13 protein-coding genes are annotated in these 19228 nt (G+C 36.8%); 7 read left to right on the top strand and 6 right to left on the bottom strand.

Annotated features, from left to right (window positions below):
• Positions 1–174 precede the first annotated feature (174 nt).
• Positions 175–1377 (top strand): GAF domain-containing protein, encoded by a 1203-nt coding sequence (locus tag ACFE0M_RS06350; protein WP_434544909.1) that lies wholly within the window; start codon positions 175–177, stop codon positions 1375–1377.
• Between the two features lie 122 nt (positions 1378–1499).
• Positions 1500–4940 (top strand): amidohydrolase family protein, encoded by a 3441-nt coding sequence (locus ACFE0M_RS06355; protein WP_434544910.1) that lies wholly within the window; start codon positions 1500–1502, stop codon positions 4938–4940.
• A gap of 91 nt (positions 4941–5031) precedes the next feature.
• On the opposite strand, the gene ACFE0M_RS06360 is transcribed toward ACFE0M_RS06355, so the two are convergent.
• Positions 5032–5859 (bottom strand): helix-turn-helix domain-containing protein, encoded by an 828-nt coding sequence (locus ACFE0M_RS06360; RefSeq protein ID WP_434544911.1) that lies wholly within the window; start codon positions 5857–5859, stop codon positions 5032–5034.
• Positions 5860–6066: 207 nt separating this feature from the next.
• Here ACFE0M_RS06360 and ACFE0M_RS06365 point away from each other — a divergent pair, with 207 nt between their 5' ends.
• On the top strand, positions 6067–7143 hold the full coding sequence (locus ACFE0M_RS06365) for a PAS domain-containing sensor histidine kinase (protein ID WP_434544912.1): 1077 nt from the start codon (positions 6067–6069) through the stop codon (positions 7141–7143).
• Positions 7144–7553: 410 nt separating this feature from the next.
• Here ACFE0M_RS06365 and ACFE0M_RS06370 read toward each other — a convergent pair whose 3' ends face one another.
• Genes ACFE0M_RS06370 through alaS form a run of 3 tightly spaced genes read right to left on the bottom strand, consistent with a single transcriptional unit; the run spans position 7554 to position 12779 of the window.
• A complete protein-coding gene (locus ACFE0M_RS06370; protein ID WP_434544913.1) occupies positions 7554–8678 on the bottom strand; it encodes a redoxin domain-containing protein in 1125 nt (374 codons plus the stop codon).
• A 3-nt stretch (positions 8679–8681) separates the two neighbouring features.
• A complete protein-coding gene (gatB, locus tag ACFE0M_RS06375) occupies positions 8682–10145 on the bottom strand; it encodes an Asp-tRNA(Asn)/Glu-tRNA(Gln) amidotransferase subunit GatB (RefSeq protein WP_434544914.1) in 1464 nt (487 codons plus the stop codon).
• Positions 10146–10148: 3 nt separating this feature from the next.
• Positions 10149–12779, bottom strand: a complete 2631-nt coding sequence (gene alaS / locus ACFE0M_RS06380; RefSeq protein WP_434544915.1) for an alanine--tRNA ligase — start codon at positions 12777–12779, stop codon at positions 10149–10151.
• Positions 12780–12946: 167 nt separating this feature from the next.
• Between alaS and ACFE0M_RS06385 the strand changes: the two genes are divergently transcribed.
• From ACFE0M_RS06385 to dprA, 4 genes are all read left to right on the top strand, one after another.
• A complete protein-coding gene (locus ACFE0M_RS06385; protein ID WP_434544916.1) occupies positions 12947–13924 on the top strand; it encodes a M23 family metallopeptidase in 978 nt (325 codons plus the stop codon).
• A 62-nt stretch (positions 13925–13986) separates the two neighbouring features.
• The gene (locus ACFE0M_RS06390; protein ID WP_434544917.1) at positions 13987–15192 is read left to right on the top strand and encodes a CapA family protein; all 1206 of its coding nucleotides are present in this window, start codon (positions 13987–13989) and stop codon (positions 15190–15192) included.
• A 107-nt stretch (positions 15193–15299) separates the two neighbouring features.
• Positions 15300–15635 (top strand): MerR family transcriptional regulator, encoded by a 336-nt coding sequence (locus ACFE0M_RS06395; RefSeq protein WP_308357637.1) that lies wholly within the window; start codon positions 15300–15302, stop codon positions 15633–15635.
• Positions 15636–15647: 12 nt separating this feature from the next.
• Complete coding sequence (gene dprA / locus ACFE0M_RS06400) at positions 15648–16754, top strand: DNA-processing protein DprA (protein WP_434544918.1); 1107 nt, start codon at positions 15648–15650, stop codon at positions 16752–16754.
• A gap of 2 nt (positions 16755–16756) precedes the next feature.
• Here the strand turns inward: dprA and ACFE0M_RS06405 are convergent, their stop codons facing one another.
• Positions 16757–17614, bottom strand: a complete 858-nt coding sequence (locus ACFE0M_RS06405) for a universal stress protein (protein ID WP_434544919.1) — start codon at positions 17612–17614, stop codon at positions 16757–16759.
• On the bottom strand, positions 17611–19224 hold the full coding sequence (locus ACFE0M_RS06410) for a BCCT family transporter (RefSeq protein ID WP_434544920.1): 1614 nt from the start codon (positions 19222–19224) through the stop codon (positions 17611–17613). The genes ACFE0M_RS06405 and ACFE0M_RS06410 overlap by 4 nt, the downstream gene beginning before the upstream one ends.
• Between the last annotated feature and the right edge of the window lie 4 nt (positions 19225–19228).

Below are 19228 nucleotides of genomic sequence, written 5' to 3' on the forward strand. Positions count from 1 at the left end.
ACCATTAAATATAGATTGGAGAAAATACCTTGCCGGTCATCGACTCCAACACAATTGGACAAAGAAAAATATTAGGCCTATCCTTTTTTTACTTCAGTACAAAATATGTTGTAAAAATCCACTATATGTTTTATATTAAGCTTTAAGTAAGCTAATTTTACTTAAAATTATTTCATGGACAGAATTGATGTTTTAGGTGATGATTACGACCGCTATAAATTATTTACTCAGGATTTATTAGCAGAAACTGATGATGCTGAACTACAAGAAATAGTTAAACAAGCTGCCAAAGAGTTAAATACTCCAATGAGTCTGGTAAGCCTAATATTAGACCAGATTCAATTTTTTAAAGCTTCTACGGGACTGCCTAACATTCTTGAAACCTCCAGAGGAACGCATAGAGATTTATCCTTTTGTCAATTTGTAGTGCGTGATGAGCAGGTTTTTGAAGTAAATAACGCCTCTGAGGATCCAAGAATCCCACAACATGTAGCGAAGGAATTTAATATTAATTCTTATCTAGGGGTTCCTATAAAAATAGATGACATTGTGATAGGCTCGCTATGCGTCTTGGATACTAAAAACAGGAACTTCAGCCAGAAAGAACGGACAATGCTTAAAAAATTGTCTGAAAGAGTAAATGAAAGATTAGAAGCCCTCACCAAAAGTAGGAAACAAACTAAATTAGACCTCACCTTCAGAACATTAAATCCTGCTTTTAAAGAAATCTCCGATTCCATCAGACCAATTCAAAAGCTTGTAGATTCAGGCCATTCGCATATCGCTACCATACGGTCATTCTTAAACATTGCTAATCAGTTCATTTCTGTTAAGCATGAAAATTCAGAAACCATCAAAATGTCTTTAGAGGCTGCAATAGATGCTAATGAATTAATGGAAGACAGAATTCTTAATATTGAAATGAATGTACTCAATAGCATTGATAGTTTAGATGCCCTCACCAACCTACTTGAAGATTTTTCAGGCTCTGAATTAGCAAAAATTTTAATCTCAGCTCAAGACCTGACACGTAATGCCACAAAAGCAGTTGGCGGTTTTCCTATGCCCGATATAGACGAGGAGACCATTATTCATGTCAAAGCTAACCTTGCTATTGCCTTAATTTCGAATGGCTTGCTGATGATTTCGGCAGAACTAAACCATTTTAACGCTCGTTCCGGAATACAGCTTAATGTGAATGAAAGAAGTGACTTTATTGATTTAGAATTCACCTCTCAAGACATGACAGAAGAAAGTGCTGAGAAATTATTTTATCAACTTAATTTGTTGGTTGGAACTGACCAACCCTCAATTTTACTAACTAAAGGAAATAATGGCATTACCATTAGTTTTAAAACTATCACCGCTAACCCTTAACAAATTCTTTAGAATATCAATTTCAAAGCATCCGCTTTATCCCTTCACAACCGCTCCTCAAAAACCTACTCACTATATCCCGAAAATTCACTATATTTCAATTATAATTAACCATTTAATCTATGAAAAAATATAGCATACTTTCATTGCTGATAGGCTTATTGGCCTTCACTTTTGGCGCTTTTGCCCAAGAGGAAGAAAAAGCCGACAGCACTAAAAAAGCCACAAAGGAACTACCGCTCGAGCCGGAAAGAACAATTGAATTCAATACCAAAGAAGGCACATGGCTTTCGGTAGATGTCAGTCCTGATGGGCAAAACATCATTTTTGATATGATGGGCGACCTTTACACCATTCCAATTTCGGGTGGAAAAGCCACCAAAGTCACAGAAGGAATGCCTTATGATGTACATCCTCGTTTCAGTCCGGATGGGAAATCCATTGTTTTTATATCCGATAAAAGCGGTTCAGACAACATCTGGACTATGGATTTGGAGTCAGAGGAGATGACTCAAATCACCAAAGATAACAATCAAAATTACTTCTCTGCCGATTGGACTCCAGATGGGGAATATATTGTAGGCGCTAAAGGAAGAAGAAATATCAAACTGCACATTTACCATAAAGAAGGGGGCTCTGGTGCGCAGTTAATCGATAAGCCAGATAATTTGAAAACCACAGACCCTGCCATCAGCCCTGATGGAAAATTGGTGTATTTTTCAAAGAGAAATTCTGCTTGGAACTATAATGCACAATTTCCACAGTATCAAATTGGTACATACGATATGGAAGATGGCGATATGGCCACCATCACTTCACGCTACGGTTCTGCTTTTACCCCTACCCTTTCTCCTGATGGAAAATGGTTGGTTTATGGAACGCGCTTTGAAACTGAAACCGGTTTAGTAAGAAGAAATTTAAAAACCGGTGATGAAGAATGGTTAGCTTATCCGGTACAGAGAGATGAGCAAGAATCTATCGCTCCTTTAGGCGTTTATCCTGCTATGTCATTCACTCCTGATAGCAAATTTTTAATCGCCACTTATGGGGGTAAAATCCACAAAATTGACATCAATGCCAAAACGGCTTCTGAAATTCCATTTGAGGTAGATTTGAAATTGGAATTGGGCCCAAGATTGAAATTCGAATATCCTATTTCAGATGCTAAAGAAGCTTTTGTGACGCAAATAAGAGATGGTGTACCGTCTCCTGATGGAACCCAATTAGCCTTTACCGCTTTAAACAGATTGTATGTTATGGATTTGCCTAATGGTGAACCAAAAAGATTGACAAAGTATAATTTCACTGAAGCGATGCCGGCTTGGTCTCCTGATGGTACTCAAATTGTTTTCTCAACTTGGGAAGAAAAAGAAGGCGGTCATTTATACAAAATCAATTCTAATGGCAGAGGCAAAGCTGTGAAGCTGACACAAAACCCAGCGCTATACCTTGATCCTGAATGGTCATATAATCAAAATAGAATTGTATTTAACAGAGGAGCCAATCAGGTGTATAAAGATGCAATTGACCCATTTGGTTCTTTAATGATGGAAGATTTGGCCTGGATTTCAGCTGAAGGTGGAAAAGTAAATCTGATTGACAAAGCAAAAGGAAGAAGCACTCCTCATTTCTCAAAAGTAGAGGATCGAATCTATTTGAACCACAGCTCTAAAGGATTAATCTCGATAAGATGGGATGGAACAGATGAAAAAGAGCATTTGCAATTGACAGGAATCACTACTTATGGCTCATCTATCGACATGATTCATGCTCACGATGGTTCTCACAATATTTTACCGGGTGATGAGAAAGCATGGAAAGAAAATAATAAAGCTTCGAAACCATCGGAAATTAGAATTTCACCAGATGGAGAAACGGCTTTAGCAAAAATCAATAATGATGTGTATTCGGTGACCATCCCTAAATATGGTCAGACTCCTAAAATCTCATTAGCGAAAGCAGATAATGCCGCTTTCCCTGCTATGAAATTAACAGTTATGGGAGGCGAATTTCCTGCTTGGTCTGGTGACAGCAAAAAAATACATTGGTCACTAGGCGCCAGTCATTTCATTTATGATTTAGCTGCAGGTAAAGCTTATGCAGATAGCGTAGCCACTGCTAAAAAAGAAGCCGAGAAAAAGAAGGAGGAAGAAAAGAAAGAAGATAAAGATTCTGAGGAAGACCAAGAAGAAGAGGACAAGGAAGAAAAAGCAGATGAGAAAAAAGACAAAGAAGAGAAAGAGGAAGGCTTCACGGCTAAAGAGATAAAAGTAAAAGTAGCTTACGAAAAAGATATTCCAGAAGGTACTATCCTTTTAAAAGGTGCAAGAATCATCACTATGTCTGATCAGGGTGTAATTGAAAATGGCGATATCTTAATTGAAAACAACCGCATTAAAGCTGTTGGAGAAAGTGGTAGTTTAGAAGTTCCAAAAGGAGCTAAAACCATTGATGCTGGTGGTAAAACCATCACTCCTGGCTTTGTTGATACTCACGCACATATGTGGCCTAATTGGGGATTACACAAAAATCAGGTTTGGATTTATTCCGCCAATTTAGCTTATGGAGTAACCACCACTCGTGATCCACAAACGGCTACTACGGATGTTTTGACTTACGCTGACATGGTGAATTCAGGGATGATTCATGGACCTAGAGTGTACAGCACTGGTCCTGGTGTTGGCTACTGGATGTATAAAATCAAATCTTTGGAGCATGCTAAAGAAGTATTGAAGCAGTACAGCGAATATTATGATACAAAAAGTATTAAAATGTATTTGGTAGGAAATCGACAGCAGCGCCAGTGGATTATCATGGCAGCAAAGGAATTGGAATTGATGCCAACCACTGAAGGTGGATTAGATTACAAACTGAACATGACGCAATTACTAGATGGCTACCCAGGACATGAGCACAGTTTACCGATTGTAGGCATTTACAAAGATGCCGTTCAAACTATTGCAGAATCTAAAATGGCAGTTACCCCTACCCTTTTGGTTTCTTATGGTGGTCCATGGGCGGAAGAGTTTTATTATGCAACAGAAGATGTTTATCACGATAAAAAGCTTCAATATTTTACTCCTTATGAGGAATTAGCTCAGAAATCTAGAAGAAGAGGTGCCTGGTTTATGGAAGAGGAACACGTATTCCCAAAGCATGCTAAATTCATGAAAGATTTAGTAGAAGCAGATGGTATTGGCGGAGTGGGTAGCCACGGACAACTGCAAGGTTTAGGCTATCACTGGGAATTATGGTCTGTTGCCAGCGGAGGCATGAACAATATAGATGCCTTGAGAACTGCCACCATTTTAGGAGCAGAAGCACTAGGACTAGAAGGTGATTTAGGAAGTATTGAAGAAGGTAAATTAGCTGATTTATTGATTATGGATGAAAATCCACTGGAAGAAATCAGAAATACCAATACCTTAATTTATGTGATCAAAAATGGTAGAGTTTATGATGCGGATACATTGGATGAAGTAGCCCCAAATGAGAAAGACGCTGAACCATTTGAATGGCAAACTAAACGGCCTGAGAATGTTCCGGGTGTTCAGAAGAATTAAGATCTGATCTTAAAATAAATACAAAAAGGGATACTGGTTTTAGGCTAGAATCCCTTTTTTTGTGGTTATTATACATACTAATCTAAAACGATTAAGAAAGTACTGCAGAAAACTGATCCGTCCCTTTCCCGGCAGAAACTTCATTTGAATTCAACACCTTAAAAATCATCACGAGCATCAATATTTCAAATACAGTTAAGGTAAAGAGCGCAGGAATTGCCATTATAACACTTACAAATCCTAGACCTGTAACAATACCAAAAATTCCGGTGACAAGTGAAAGTGTGCCTAGTGATTTTTGCCTTAAAGCAAAAGCTGTCCCTAATAATAAATAGCCAATTCCGAAGATCACACTTCTCATGATCAATAGTGTTTCTACTGATAGATAGCCTGAATAAAACACGGCTATATCATTAATATTACTAATCAATATAAGTGCTATCATAAATAAAGCACTAATCTTTAAAAAATCATCATTTAATGCTTTCCCAATTAAAAAGAAGGAATAGTAAAAGACAGCGAATGAAAGTATCACTCCAATTTTCACAAGGCTATAATTCAAGCCAGAAATATCGCTGATACTTTCATCGTAGAATCCAATCTCCATAAAGCCTTCCACAAAAGAAAGGCATAAATAAATAATCCCTATAATTGCGCCCCACTTCAAGAATGACCTTTTACTTTCCAGTAAAACTGATAATTGATTTTTCTGCTCTTCTTTTAAATTAAGTTCAGAAAAGTCCACCTTGAGCACTTCCAAGATTGATTTCACTGTATAGCTTCTTGGTAATACCTCACCCGCTTCAATTCTTTGAAGGGTACGAACATTTAAATTACATTTTTCTACAAGCTCTTCTTGCGTAAGTCCTTGTGCCTTTCTCCAATTTTGGATTTTATGGCCTAATTCAGGTTGTTTCATGTTATACATTGTTTTGTTGACCATGGCAAGTAGCTTTTTTAAACCTTAAAATAAAACGAATTAAAATGGATTATAGCCGACATTAACCCGACAATCGGCTTTTAAGGTCAATTTAAACATTTTCTTCTATTCAGTCAGAATATTTCTCTACTCTAATTTAAAAAAACAGTATCTTTAAAGAATCATATTTTCAATGGAATATTTTTAATGAGTACTACTACTTTTAATTTTGAAAGATTTTTTGAACTCACCACTGATTTAGTCTGCATTGCTAGTTATGATGGCTATTTTAAAAAAGTAAATTCTGCCGTTTCCAAGACGCTAGGATATTCATTTGAAGAATTGTATTCAACACCAATCAATGATTTTGTTCATCCTGATGACCAAAATACTACTGCCTCAGCACGGAAAAATCTGACCAAAGCCAACGATCTACATTATTTTGAAAACCGATATATTACCAAAAAAGGTAAAATTGTCTGGTTAGCCTGGACTTCTATTCCTTCAGAAGAAGATAAAGTGATATTTGCCATTGCAAAAGATATTTCACACAAGAAAAGACTTGAAGCAGAAAGAAATATGCAGTTGGCAGAACTTTCGAAAAGCAATAAAAATTTTGAGCAAATTAATTATAAAACTTCCCATGATTTAAGATCTCCTGTCAATAATCTGAATTCAATCATAGCGATGATTGATATGGACAAAATTCCAGATGATAAAAACAAAAAACTGATTAACCTAATAAAGAATGGAGTTGATCAATTGAAAGAGAAAATGAATTTTTATATTAATTCACTCATCGAAAATAACAGCCGTGAGATACAAGTAGAGGAAATTTCATTTCAAGAAAGTCTCAATTCCGTACTTGAATCCATCAATAATTTGGTTAGTAAATCTGGTGCTAATTTTATAATTGATTTTAAATATTGCCCTGCAGTTGAATTTAACAGGGATTATTTAGAAAGTATATTTCTAAATCTCATCACTAATAGCATCAAATATACTGCACCCGAAAAAACTCCTGAAATAAAGATTAAAACTCAGGATTTAACTTCTAAAATCGAACTGACTTACGAAGATAACGGAATGGGTTTTGACATAGAAAAAGTGAAAGATCGCATTTTTGGTTTGCATCAAACTTTTCATCATAATGAAGATAGCAAGGGAATTGGACTATATTTGGTTCACACCCATGTTACCAGCCTAGGTGGAGACATTAAAGTTGAAAGTGAAGTAAATAAAGGAACGAAGTTTACAATTACTTTTAATAAGAGATTGAGGTGAGGGGTTATTGATATCTTTCGATAGTTTATATACCTAAAATATAACTACTAAATTTAATCCGAGCGTCATCCCTGCGCAGGCAGGGATCTTATAATTTTAACCTTTGGTTAAAATATAAAGAATGTCTTTTGAGATGCAGAATGTACATCTGATTAATGAATTGGCAAATGATAATTTATTGAAACTTCGTTTCAATAAGACAAGATCCCTGCCTCCGCAGGGATGACGCACAGAAAATAGCAAGCAGCTATGCAAAATTTCTTCTTCAATGAATGCCTATCTATTTAAACAAATCATATAACATCAAATTCACGAATAGATGGTGTGCCACCAACCATGGTGATAGGGAACAAAAAAGCCCTGACTCATAACTGAATCAGGGCTTTCTAAATATATTACCTTTATAAAAATCAGCTTCCGTAAATCTCCGCTAATTTCTCATGAAGTCGATCACCTCTTAAATTTTTAGCTACAATCTTGCCTTCTGGATCTAGTAATAAAGAAAATGGAATTCCATTAATTTTGTATTCTTGAACAATAGGGGTTTGCCAATATTTCAATTCTGAAACTTGAGTCCACTCTAAATTATCAGCTTCTATTGCTTTTAACCAGTCTTCACGTTTTTTATCAAGGGAAACGCCTAATATCTGGAATCCTGCATCCTTATATTTATTGTAAGCCTCCACTATATTTGGGTTCTCCTGACGGCAAGGCTTGCACCATGCGGCCCAAAAATCAACCAAAACATATTCTCCCCTAAAGTCCTTCAAACTTACTGTATCACCTTCAGGAGTTGGCATACTGAAATTAGGCGCCTGTGCCCCAACTGATATTTTAGCCATATCATCCATCTGCTTTTTGTAGAAAGAGGCCATATCTGAATTGGGATGTGCCTCAGCTATTCTATCAGCAACAGATTTCATAAACTCAAAGTCTTCATTAGGATTGAAAAAATTCATAGCCTGAATAGCCGCCAAAGAAGGCAACATGTCCTCCACTTGTTTTTTGATATTTTCCTTTTTCTTCTCTTGCATCAAAAGGAAATCATCTTGTATGTTTTTCATCTTCTCTTCATCCTTAGCATTTCTGGCGGCCATGAATTCTTTATTGATTTCCTGAACCTCCTCTTGTTGCTTTTTCATGATGTCCTGAAGCTGGGTCATATATTCCATATCTTTGGAGCCCGTAATCTCTAGCTTACCATTTCTTTCATTCCCCGCTGCTACCACATTTAAATCATCTTCATTCACAATCAAAGTGGCTACCTGTGTATTGTAAAAATTCAATTGATAAAATTCAGGTCCGGTAGTTTCAACAGTGGTTTCAAAGCTATTATTTGCATCCAAATAAAGGGTATCCACCACCTCTCTTTTACCTGCACTAATTTTTGATAAGGAAATCACTCCTTTATCCTGTGGATTTTCAACTTTACCACCAATGGTAACTCCAGCATTTCCTTCTTTCCCATTCTCACAGGAAACAAAAAATAAAGCTACGATGATAGCTAAAGCACTATTTTTCAAAATAATCTTCATATTCTATTTTAAAGTTTGTTTTAATAATTCATTTGTCTTTTTAGGATCGGCTTTACCTTTACTCCTTTTCATCACCTCCCCAACGAACAATCCTATTAATCCTTTTCTCCCAGATTTATATTCTTTCACTTTATCAGAAAGATCATTTAAAACTTCATCAATTATTGGTTGAATACTTTCAGACGAACTTTCCTGAATTAAGTTCTCCGCAATGGCAATTGATTGTGCATCAGAACCTTTATTTTCCAGCATCTTAATAAATATTTGCTGATTGGCAACCGTATTGCTGACTTTTCCTTCATCCACTAAGTGAATCAAACCCGCTAATTGCTTAGGGGAAATCGAGAAATCATCTATACTTAAATTATGCTCATTTAAATAGGATTTGACCGTTCCCATGATCCAATTTGAAGCTGATTTGTAATTTTCAGTTTCTTGACAAAGGGCATCAAAATAATTAGCTATGGCTTTTGTATCAGTAAGAACCTGAGCATCATATTCAGGAATTCCATATTCTTTCGTGAATTTATGTTGCAATTCCCGTGGTAAAGCAGGCATTTGAGCTTTGATTTCCTCAATCCAAGCCTCATCTACAATTAAGGGAGACAAATCCGGTTCTGGAAAATAACGATAGTCATTTAGTTCTTCCTTTGTTCTGAGGCTTGAGGTTGTTCCGCTAGCCGCATTAAAATCACGGGTTTCTGAAATTATAGTCTCTCCTTTTTCCAACAAAATAATTAATCTTTCTGCTTCATGCTCAATTGCCCGATGCACATTTCTAATGGAGTTCATATTTTTAACCTCCACCTTGCTACCGTATTCTTTGGCATCTTTGAGCATCACGGAAACATTGGCATCACATCTCAAGGAGCCTTCTTCCATATTGCCATCGCAAATTTCAAGATATCGCACCAGCTTTCTCACTTCTGTTAAAAAAGCATAGGCTTCATCAGCACTTCTTAAATCTGGTTCAGTTACAATCTCAATTAAAGGAACTCCAGCTCTGTTGTAATCTACCAAGGTATCAGTAGCATCTTCTGTGTGAATGGATTTACCCGCATCTTCTTCCATGTGGATTCGATTTAAGGCTATAGCTTTTTCTTCTGTTGCTCCTTTAGGTTTAATCCAAACTTTACCGCCTACGCAAATAGGGGCTTTATCTTGCGTAACTTGATAGCCTTTGGGTAAATCGGGATAGAAATAGTTTTTTCTGGCAAAAATATTTTCTTCCGTGATTTTACATTCACAAGCCAAGCCCATTTTAATGGCATAGTCCACCGCTTTTTTATTGAGCTTAGGCAAAGTGCCGGGATGCCCCAACGAAATAGGACTTATATGAGTATTTGGACTTGCCCCAAAAGCAGTTGCGTCTGAGCAAAACAATTTGCTTTCTGTAAGCAACTGCGCATGAACTTCAAGTCCGATTACTACCGTATATTGATCTCTTATAGATTTGTCTAAAGACATATTTTATAATTCTTTAGCCATATTTTTGGCTTGTGAAACTACCTCAGGCAAGCCTTCCAATTTTTTACCCCCTGCCGTGGCAAAAAAGGCTTGACCACCCCCACCACCTTGGATATTTTTAGCCAAATCTCTAATGATTTTTCCGGCATTCAAATCTTTACTTTCCACCAAATTCTCAGAAATTACGACTGAAATTTGCGGTTTTCCATCCACATTACAAGCTAAAATGGCAAATAAAGAATCCACTTCATTTTTGAGTTCAAATGATAATTTCTTCAAAGCATCAGCATTAGGCAAACTAATTTCACTGATGATGACCGTAATATCATTTTGCTTTTCAGCATTTTTGATTAATTCGTCTTTCAGCTGACCCGCTTGCTTTGACTGCTCTTTTTCCAAAGATTTTTGCAGTTCATTTTTCTCTTTCATCAACTGCTCAACTGCCTGAGCTAAATCTTTCGGGCTTTTCAATAGCGCATTTACTTGCTTTAAAATGGCTTCTTGATTCAAATTATATTCTTCAGCCTTCTCTCCCGTTACAGCCTCAATTCTTCTTATTCCCGCGGCAACGGATGTTTCTGTTGTGATTTTAAACTGACCAATGTTTCCAGTAGCCGGCACATGCACGCCACCACAAAGCTCAACAGAATAATTGGGATCGAATGTTATCATTCGGACATTATCGCCATATTTTTCCCCAAAAAGTGCCATTGCTCCTTTTGCCTTTGCTTCTTCTATCGGAATACTGCGTTCTTCCTGTTGCGGAATATTTTCCCTTATTTTCTCATTTACTCTTCGCTCTACTTTCAAAATTTCTTCATCCGTCATTTTAGAGAAATGAGAAAAATCGAAACGCAATAATTTATCAGATACCAAAGAACCCTTTTGTTGTACATGGTCACCCAAAACTTCTCTCAAGGCAGCATGCAAAAGGTGGGTAGCGGAATGATTATAAACAATTTTTCTTCTGCGATCATTATCAATTTCAGCATATACAGGAGCCTCCAATTGAGCTGGAATTTTGTCCACAAAATGCACAATCAAATCATTTTCCTTTTTGGTATCCAGAACCTTGATGGTTTCATCACCCACTTTCAATATTCCAGTATCTCCAATTTGTCCACCGCTTTCAGCATAAAAAGGCGTTTTGTCTAATACCAATTGAATTTGCTCTTTATTCTTATTTTTTACGGAGCGGTATCGTAAAATTTTTGCCTCTGCTTTCACTTCATCATACCCTACAAATTCCACATCACTTCCTTCATTCACAATTTGCCAATCGCCAGTTTCCATCTTAGCCGCATTTTTTGAGCGGTCTTTTTGCTTAGTCATTTCCTGCTCAAAACCTTTCTCATCTATAGTCAATCCATTTTCTTTGGCAATTAATGCAGTTAAATCTAAAGGGAAACCATAAGTATCGTATAATTCAAAAGCTACTGCACCTGAAATGGTGGTATTTTGATTTTCAGATAGCTCCGCTTTAATACTATCCAACCTTTTCAATCCATTTTCCAAAGTTCTCAAGAAAGCGGTTTCTTCTTCTTTGATCACTTTTTCCACTAATTCTTGTTGAGCTTTCAGTTCAGGAAAAACTTCCTCAAACTGTTTAGCTAATATTGGAACCAATTTAAAAAGGAAAGGATCTTTCAAATCAAGAAAAGTATAGCCATACCTGACCGCTCTTCTCAATATCCTTCGTATAACATACCCAGCTTTATTGTTGGATGGCAACTGTCCATCGGAAATAGAAAGGGAAATTGCTCTAATGTGATCTACAATTACACGGAAAGCAATGTCTATTTTACTAAGTTCACCATATTTTTTTCCCGATATATTGGATAACTCATCCAATAGAGGAGTGAAAACATCCGTATCGTAATTGGACTTTTTATTTTGGATGGCCATGCAGATTCGCTCAAAGCCCATACCCGTATCGATATGTTGAGCAGGCAATGCATGCAGACTTCCATCCGCTTTTCTGTTGAATTGGATAAAAACCAAATTCCAGATTTCCACCACTAATGGATGGTCATTATTTACCAAATCCTTTCCTGGGATTTTCGCTATATCTGCTTCATCTCTTAAATCAATATGAATTTCGGAAGCGGGACCACACGGCCCTGTATCACCCATTTCCCAGAAATTATCGCTTTTATCACCTTTTAAAATTCTAGCCTCATCAATATGAGACTTCCAGAAATCGTAAGCTTCTTGATCAAATGGAATATTGTCAGCTTTATCTCCTTCAAAAACGGTTACATATAATCTTTCTTTTGGCAATTTGAAAACTTCCGTGAGTAACTCCCAAGACCAAGCAATGGCTTCCTTCTTAAAATAATCTCCGAACGACCAATTGCCCAGCATTTCAAACATGGTATGATGGTAGGTATCATGCCCTACTTCTTCCAAATCGTTGTGCTTTCCGGAAACACGCAAGCATTTCTGGGTATCCGTAACTCTAGTGGCTTCCGCTTTTTTATTCCCTAAAAAATAATCTTTAAATTGGTTCATACCTGCATTGGTGAACATCAAAGTAGGATCATCTTTGATTACCATAGGGGCTGAAGGCACTATTTTGTGCTGCTTTTCTTGAAAGAAATTCAAGAACTTTTTACGTATCTCGCTGGAAGTCATGGAGTAAAGTATTTGTATTTAATGTTTTACTTTAAAAATATTTGTTTATATTTGCCTTTATCAATGAGATTTATCAAAAAATTTGATTTTTGATGAACCTTTGTGCAATTTTGCGGATTAAAGAATCCGATTACAAAATTAGAAGTTTTTAACGAGTCTAAAACGGAATGGCAAGAATTAAATACTATTACGACACCGAAACTTGCAGATATGAGCGAGTAAAGGTATCAAAGTGGGACATATTTTTAAATTTATTAGGCTTTTTGTCTGTAGCTTTAATTTTAGCGGTCGGAATTATCATTGTTTATAATTCATATTTCGACTCTCCAAAAGAGGCTCAACTCAAAAAAGAAAATAAAGAACTTCAATTCTATTATGAAATGATGGAAAAAGAAGTCAATAATGTTCAGAAGGTTTTATCGTCTTTGCAGGAGCGAGATGATGAAGTTTACAGAAACATTATGGGTGCAGAACCTATACCTTCCAGCATCAGAAGTGCAGGAGTTGGTGGTGCTGAGCGATACAAAAACATTATTGAAAGCGAATTGGAAAGAGAAAATCTTATCCTAGGCATGATGCAGGAATTGGATAAGGTTAAAAAACAAATGTACATTCAGACAAAATCTTATGATGAGATTTTAGAATTGGCAGAGAATAAGGAGGAAATGATGGCTTCCATCCCAGCTATTCAGCCAATCCCCAATAAAGAATTAAAAAGATTAGCTTCAGGATACGGCATGAGAATGCATCCTATTTTGAAAGTGGTAAGAATACACGAAGGATGTGATTTCTCTGCGCCAAGAGGTACACCAATTTATGCTACTGGTGATGGTGAAGTAACACTAGTAAGAACAACTTTCGGAGGATTCGGGAAATTGGTAGTCATAGATCATGGATTTGGCTTTGTAACCAAGTACGCTCACATGTCTTCTTTTAATGTTAAAATTGGCGATAAAGTAAAAAGAGGAGATTGCATAGGGTTTGTAGGAACTACAGGAACATCTACTGCACCTCACCTACACTATGAAATCCACAAAGATGGCAAGCCCATTAATCCTGTCCATTATTTCTATCAAGATGTATCAGATGAGGAATACGAGAAATTATTAGAATTATCATCTAGAGAAAACCAATCATTAGGATAATTTAAAAAGAAATTGAAATTTAAAAAGCAGTCGTAAGGCTGCTTTTTTTAGCCTCAAACAGCATGAATAAATCCTTTTTTACATTTTTTATAGTGCTTATCGTCCTCTCGGGCTGTAAATCCCTGCAAAAAACATCGAAGCAGGATAGCTCTAAAGCATTAGATAAGAATAACCAAGCTCAAATTGATAGCACACAAATCAAAAAGGACACGATTCAAGTTGTTATTAAAGATACCGTAAAAAGACAGGAAAAAGTAGTTATTAATATTCATCCTAAGAAAGCTGACACCATCACTCTAATTGGGGTTGGTGACATTATGATAGGCACGAACTTCCCAAATGAAGGGTATTTACCACCTGACTCTGGAAAATACATGCTTTCTTCAGTAGCTCATGTTTTAAGGGATGCCGACCTAACATTCGGTAATCAAGAAGGCGTGATCTTAAATGAGGGCGGGGAAGCTAAAAATTGCTCCGACCCATCTGTTTGTTATATTTTCCGAAGCCCTGAATATTTAGCGCAACATTATGTAGATGCAGGAATCGATATGATGAGCTTAGCCAATAATCACGCTGGAGATTTCGGGGAAACCGGCAGGGAAAATACTATGAGGGTTTTGGATAGTTTGGAAATTCATCACGCGGGGCAGTTGACTCAACCTTTTACCATTTTTGAAAAAGATAGGATTAAATATGGCTTGGTGGCCTTCTCCCCTAATAATGGAACCCAGAGTATTAATGATTTAGATGCGGCAATTGGTTTAGTTCAACATTTGGACAGCTTAACTGATATCATCATCGTCTCATTTCATGGCGGGGCAGAAGGAAAGAAATATCAACATGTAACTCGTGAAAGAGAATATTTCTATGGGGAGAATAGAGGAAATGTATATGAATTTTCGCATGCTATGATAGATGCAGGTGCTGATGTTATTTTTGGCCATGGTCCACATGTTGCAAGGGCGGTTGAAGTTTATAAAAATAGGTTTATAGCTTACAGCTTAGGTAATTTCGCCACTTATGGCAGGTTTAATTTAAGAGGTGAAAACGGCTTGGCTCCTATTGCAAAAGTTTGGATTACAGAAGATGGGAGTTTTGTAAAAGGAAAAATTATTTCTGCCTTGCAAAAAGGAGCAGGAGTACCTGAAATAGATATTAACAACGGAGCTGCACAAAAAATAAAAGAATTAACAGAAGCAGATTTTCCGGAATCAAAGATTTTAATTGACCCAGATGGGAATATTCGCTATATTCAGGATCAATTTTAATTAGTGTTCACTGAGCAATTACAAATATCACTTTAGTAATTGCCTGATATTAAGTAATAGAAGTTTAAATTTTGTGTGATTTAATTTTAGAAACTATATAATAAACTGTGCCATACAAGGAAAAAACCATAGAGAAAAAATACTACACCATTGGTGAAGTAGCCGAACAATTTGATGTTGCCACCTCCTTGATTCGATTTTGGGAGGGTGAGTTTGACATAATCAAACCCAAGAAAAACAGAAAAGGCAATAGGCAATTTACTAAAGAAGATATTGAAAATGTAAAGTTGATTTATCACTTGGTGAAAGAAAAAGGTTTTACACTTCAAGGTGCTAAAGACATGCTTAAAAACGATTCTAATGAGGTTCGGGATAAAATGGAAATGCTGGACTCATTAAGAAAAATCAGAACATTTTTAACCGAAATCAAAGAGAATATATAATAGCCAAGGCCTATGAATGCAGAGGAGAAGGCACTTTTAAGCCTGCATTTAATCCCCAAAATCGGTAATCTTACCATCAAAAACCTGATCAGTCATTGTGGCTCTGCCCAAGCAATTTTAGACCTCCCGCAATCAAAACTCCTTAAAATCCCCGGCATTGGTCAGAAAACCATTGACAATATCAAAAGCAGGGAAATAACCGACTACGCTGAAAAAGAATTTGCTTTAGCTGAAAAAAAAGGAGTAAGAATCATCAGCTATTTAGATAAAGATTACCCTTTTCGATTAAAACAAATTCCTGATGCCCCCATCCTGATTTATACTAAAGGACAATTCCCCATTGACAGAAAACAACCCACCGTTGCCGTGGTAGGTACTAGAAATGCCACGCCTTATGGTAAAAAACTAACAGAGGAAATGATTGAAAAGTTAAGCCCTCTCAAACCGATTATTTTGAGCGGTTTGGCTTATGGAATCGATATTCATGCCCATAGAGCTGCTTTAAAAAATCAACTTTCCACTTATGCTGTCATGGGTTCAGGAATCGATGTTATTTATCCCTCCGCACATCAATCTACTGCTACAGAGATGCAAAAATCAGGAGGATTAATCTCCGAACAAGCCTTTGGAACCAAACCAGATGCTTTTAATTTTCCCGCTAGAAATAGAATTATAGCCGGAATGGCAGATTTAGTGATAGTAGTTGAGGCGGCCAAAAAAGGGGGTGCCTTGATAACTGCAGAACTGGCCAACTCATACGACAGGGAAGTAGGCGCTTTTCCCGGAAGAATTGGTGACACCTATTCAGAAGGCTGTAATAAACTCATCAAACAGCATAAAGCCCATTTGGTAGAAACTGCAGATGATATTTTGTACATCATGAATTGGGAACTTGAAAACCAGGCCGCCATTCAACAAAAGGTATTGGATTTATCTTCTCTAACTGAAGAAGAGCAAAGCGTCATGAATACTTTGCTCCAAAATAATAAAGAGTTGCCGATTGACATCCTAAGCATCAAAAGCCAGATTAACCTCAATCAATTAGCTGGAATTTTACTGAACCTTGAAATGCAAGGCATTATAAAATCCTTGCCGGGGAAACGGTATCAGGTGGCTTAAATTTACTGTACAAGTAAAACTGGCACGTATCTATCAGGCTGGATCAATTTCTCAGCAACTGACCCGATCAATAAATCATCATCATCTGATTTTCCTTTAATGCCCACTACAATTAAATCAACATGATGCGTTCGGGCATAATTATAAATCACTTTATCAGATGGCTGGTCATTTGCATATTCCACCCAAGCATTTGACTTCGGTTGCTTTGTGTATTTCTCCCGAAAGTGATCCAATGCTTTTACTGCTTTCTTCCTTTCTTCCTCCACTAGTTTTTCAGATTTCTGTTTTACGAATGGAAAATAAATAGCCGGTACTTTATATACATGAAACAAGCTAAAATTTGAAACCGAATCCGGGATATATTGATTAAGGAAATTCACTGCTTTTTTAGAGTAAGCTGAAAAATCAACACACAACATCACATTATCAAAATTTGGACGTGAGGTTTCAGTCGTAAATAAAATTGATTTATCAATTAAACGGGCTATTTTGGAAGCAAATATTCCTGAACCAGGATTTATGACCTTTTTACCAAAAACACATAAACTATAATCACTGTTGTTCACCCAGTGTGTTAAATCTTCTTTTCCACCTTTAATATGGATTTTAACAGTGAAGCGATCGGTACCCAAACCTGCGTTTAAAGCCAAATCAAAAATTTCTTCTTCTAAAATTTCTTCTAAAGGTTTATCCAAATCGGGAAACTGAGAAGAAAAATCATCGGTCAGTTCTTGAAGCTCCACATAGTGAAGCAAAAGGATTTCATCTAAGCCCCAAATGGCATCCAACTGTTTTACTTGTTTGAGTACGGTTTCGTCCATTTTGGACATATCCATAAATACAATTACATTTTTCATCCCTCTTTATTTTTAGTGCTTTTTTCACTTCTTTTTCCCAAAACGGTTTTAAGCTTTTCTTGATAAGATTCGAAATCAGTTTCTTTATCTCTAGCCAAATTACGCGCATGTTCTTTCATCAATCCTTTATAAAGACTAAACATCATTAATATTAATATGAATGCAAATGGTAAGCCTGTCGTAATAGCAGCTGTTTGTAGAGCAGTCAAACCGCCACCTATTAAAAGTACTGCGGCAACTGCTCCTTCAGATACTGCCCAGAAAATTCTTTGGCCAACCGGAGCATCTAATTTACCTCCAGCAGTAATGCTATCAATCACTAAAGATCCACTATCGGAAGAAGTAACAAAGAAATTGATGACCAATATGACCCCAACTCCAGAAGCAATCCCTGTTAAAGGAAACTGCTCTAGTAAGACAAATAAACTAGTGGAGGCATTAGCCACGATTTCAGGGCCTATGTCCGCTATCCCATTCAATTGAACCCAAATACCCGTTCCTCCAAAAGCCGTCATCCAAAGGAAAGTTAATAAGGTAGGCACTAGTAAAACACCTGTTATAAATTCCTTCACAGTTCTGCCTTTTGAAACTCTGGCAATAAACATTCCGACAAATGGAGACCAACTGATCCACCAGGCCCAATAAAAGACTGTCCAGCCGTTTTGCCAGCCTCCTTCTCCATCATTAGCATAAGATTCCGTCCAGAAGCTCATGCTGAAGAAATTTTGGATATAATTACCCAAATTCTGAATATAAGAATCAAAAATAAACAAGGTAGGCCCTACGGCTATAATAAAAATCAAAAAGATTGCTCCAATTCTTATATTCAGTTCACTCAAATTTTTCACCCCTTTATCAATTCCTGAAAAGACAGAAATAGTGGCTACCAAGGTAATTCCCCCAATTAATAGCACTTGCGTAGTAACTGTATCAGGAATATCAAACAAATAAGTCAAACCAGAATTGACCTGTTTCACTCCCAAGCCAAGCGAAGTAGCCAAACCAAATAATGTAGCCAAAACGGCAATCACATCTATCACATCCCCTATCCAACCATAGATTTTATCTCCTAGGATAGGATAGAAAACAGAACGTATGGTGAGGGGTAATTTTCTGGAGAAAGCAAAAAACGCAAGAGATAAACCCACTAAAGCATAAATCCCCCAGGCATGGAGCCCCCAATGTAAAAAACTAAATTGCATAGCTTGCGATGCAGCCTCCCGAGGATTATCTACATCTTGTGGCGGAGTTAAAAAATGTGTCATAGGTTCTGCAACGCCCCAGAAAATAATTCCGATCCCCATTCCGGCACTAAAAAGCATGGCAAACCAAGCGCCACGGCTAAACTCTGGCTTAGCGTCCTTTCCTCCCAGTTTTATTTTGCCGAGTTTACTAAAACCAATGACAATACAAAAAATCAGAAACAAATTCGTTATCAAGACAAAAAACCAACCGGCATAATCAGAAATACCGCCCTGAATTTTAGCAAAAACCTTTTCCATCGGCTCTCCAACAATTAATGTGACTGCAATAAAAACCACAATCAAAATTGTTGCAGGCCAAAAAACTGGTTTATGAACATCGAAATATTTACTTAATTTATTCTTCATAGTA

The sequence above is a fragment of the Marivirga sp. genome, assembly GCF_051117495.1.
Taxonomy (GTDB): Bacteria; Bacteroidota; Bacteroidia; order Cytophagales; family Cyclobacteriaceae; genus Marivirga.

Bases quoted from the DNA above. Each gene is read 5' to 3' on its own strand.
- ACFE0M_RS06365 (WP_434544912.1), top strand. From the start codon at position 6,067: ATGAGTACTACTACTTTTAATTTTGAAAGATTTTTTGAACTCACCACT.
- ACFE0M_RS06355 (WP_434544910.1), top strand. From the start codon at position 1,500: ATGAAAAAATATAGCATACTTTCATTGCTGATAGGCTTATTGGCCTTC.
- dprA (WP_434544918.1), top strand. From the start codon at position 15,648: ATGAATGCAGAGGAGAAGGCACTTTTAAGCCTGCATTTAATCCCCAAA.
- ACFE0M_RS06410 (WP_434544920.1), bottom strand. From the start codon at position 19,224: ATGAAGAATAAATTAAGTAAATATTTCGATGTTCATAAACCAGTTTTT.
- ACFE0M_RS06360 (WP_434544911.1), bottom strand. From the start codon at position 5,859: ATGAAACAACCTGAATTAGGCCATAAAATCCAAAATTGGAGAAAGGCA.
- gatB (WP_434544914.1), bottom strand. From the start codon at position 10,145: ATGTCTTTAGACAAATCTATAAGAGATCAATATACGGTAGTAATCGGA.
- ACFE0M_RS06385 (WP_434544916.1), top strand. From the start codon at position 12,947: ATGGCAAGAATTAAATACTATTACGACACCGAAACTTGCAGATATGAG.
- ACFE0M_RS06405 (WP_434544919.1), bottom strand. From the start codon at position 17,614: ATGAAAAATGTAATTGTATTTATGGATATGTCCAAAATGGACGAAACC.
- ACFE0M_RS06370 (WP_434544913.1), bottom strand. From the start codon at position 8,678: ATGAAGATTATTTTGAAAAATAGTGCTTTAGCTATCATCGTAGCTTTA.
- alaS (WP_434544915.1), bottom strand. From the start codon at position 12,779: ATGACTTCCAGCGAGATACGTAAAAAGTTCTTGAATTTCTTTCAAGAA.
- ACFE0M_RS06350 (WP_434544909.1), top strand. From the start codon at position 175: ATGGACAGAATTGATGTTTTAGGTGATGATTACGACCGCTATAAATTA.
- ACFE0M_RS06390 (WP_434544917.1), top strand. From the start codon at position 13,987: ATGAATAAATCCTTTTTTACATTTTTTATAGTGCTTATCGTCCTCTCG.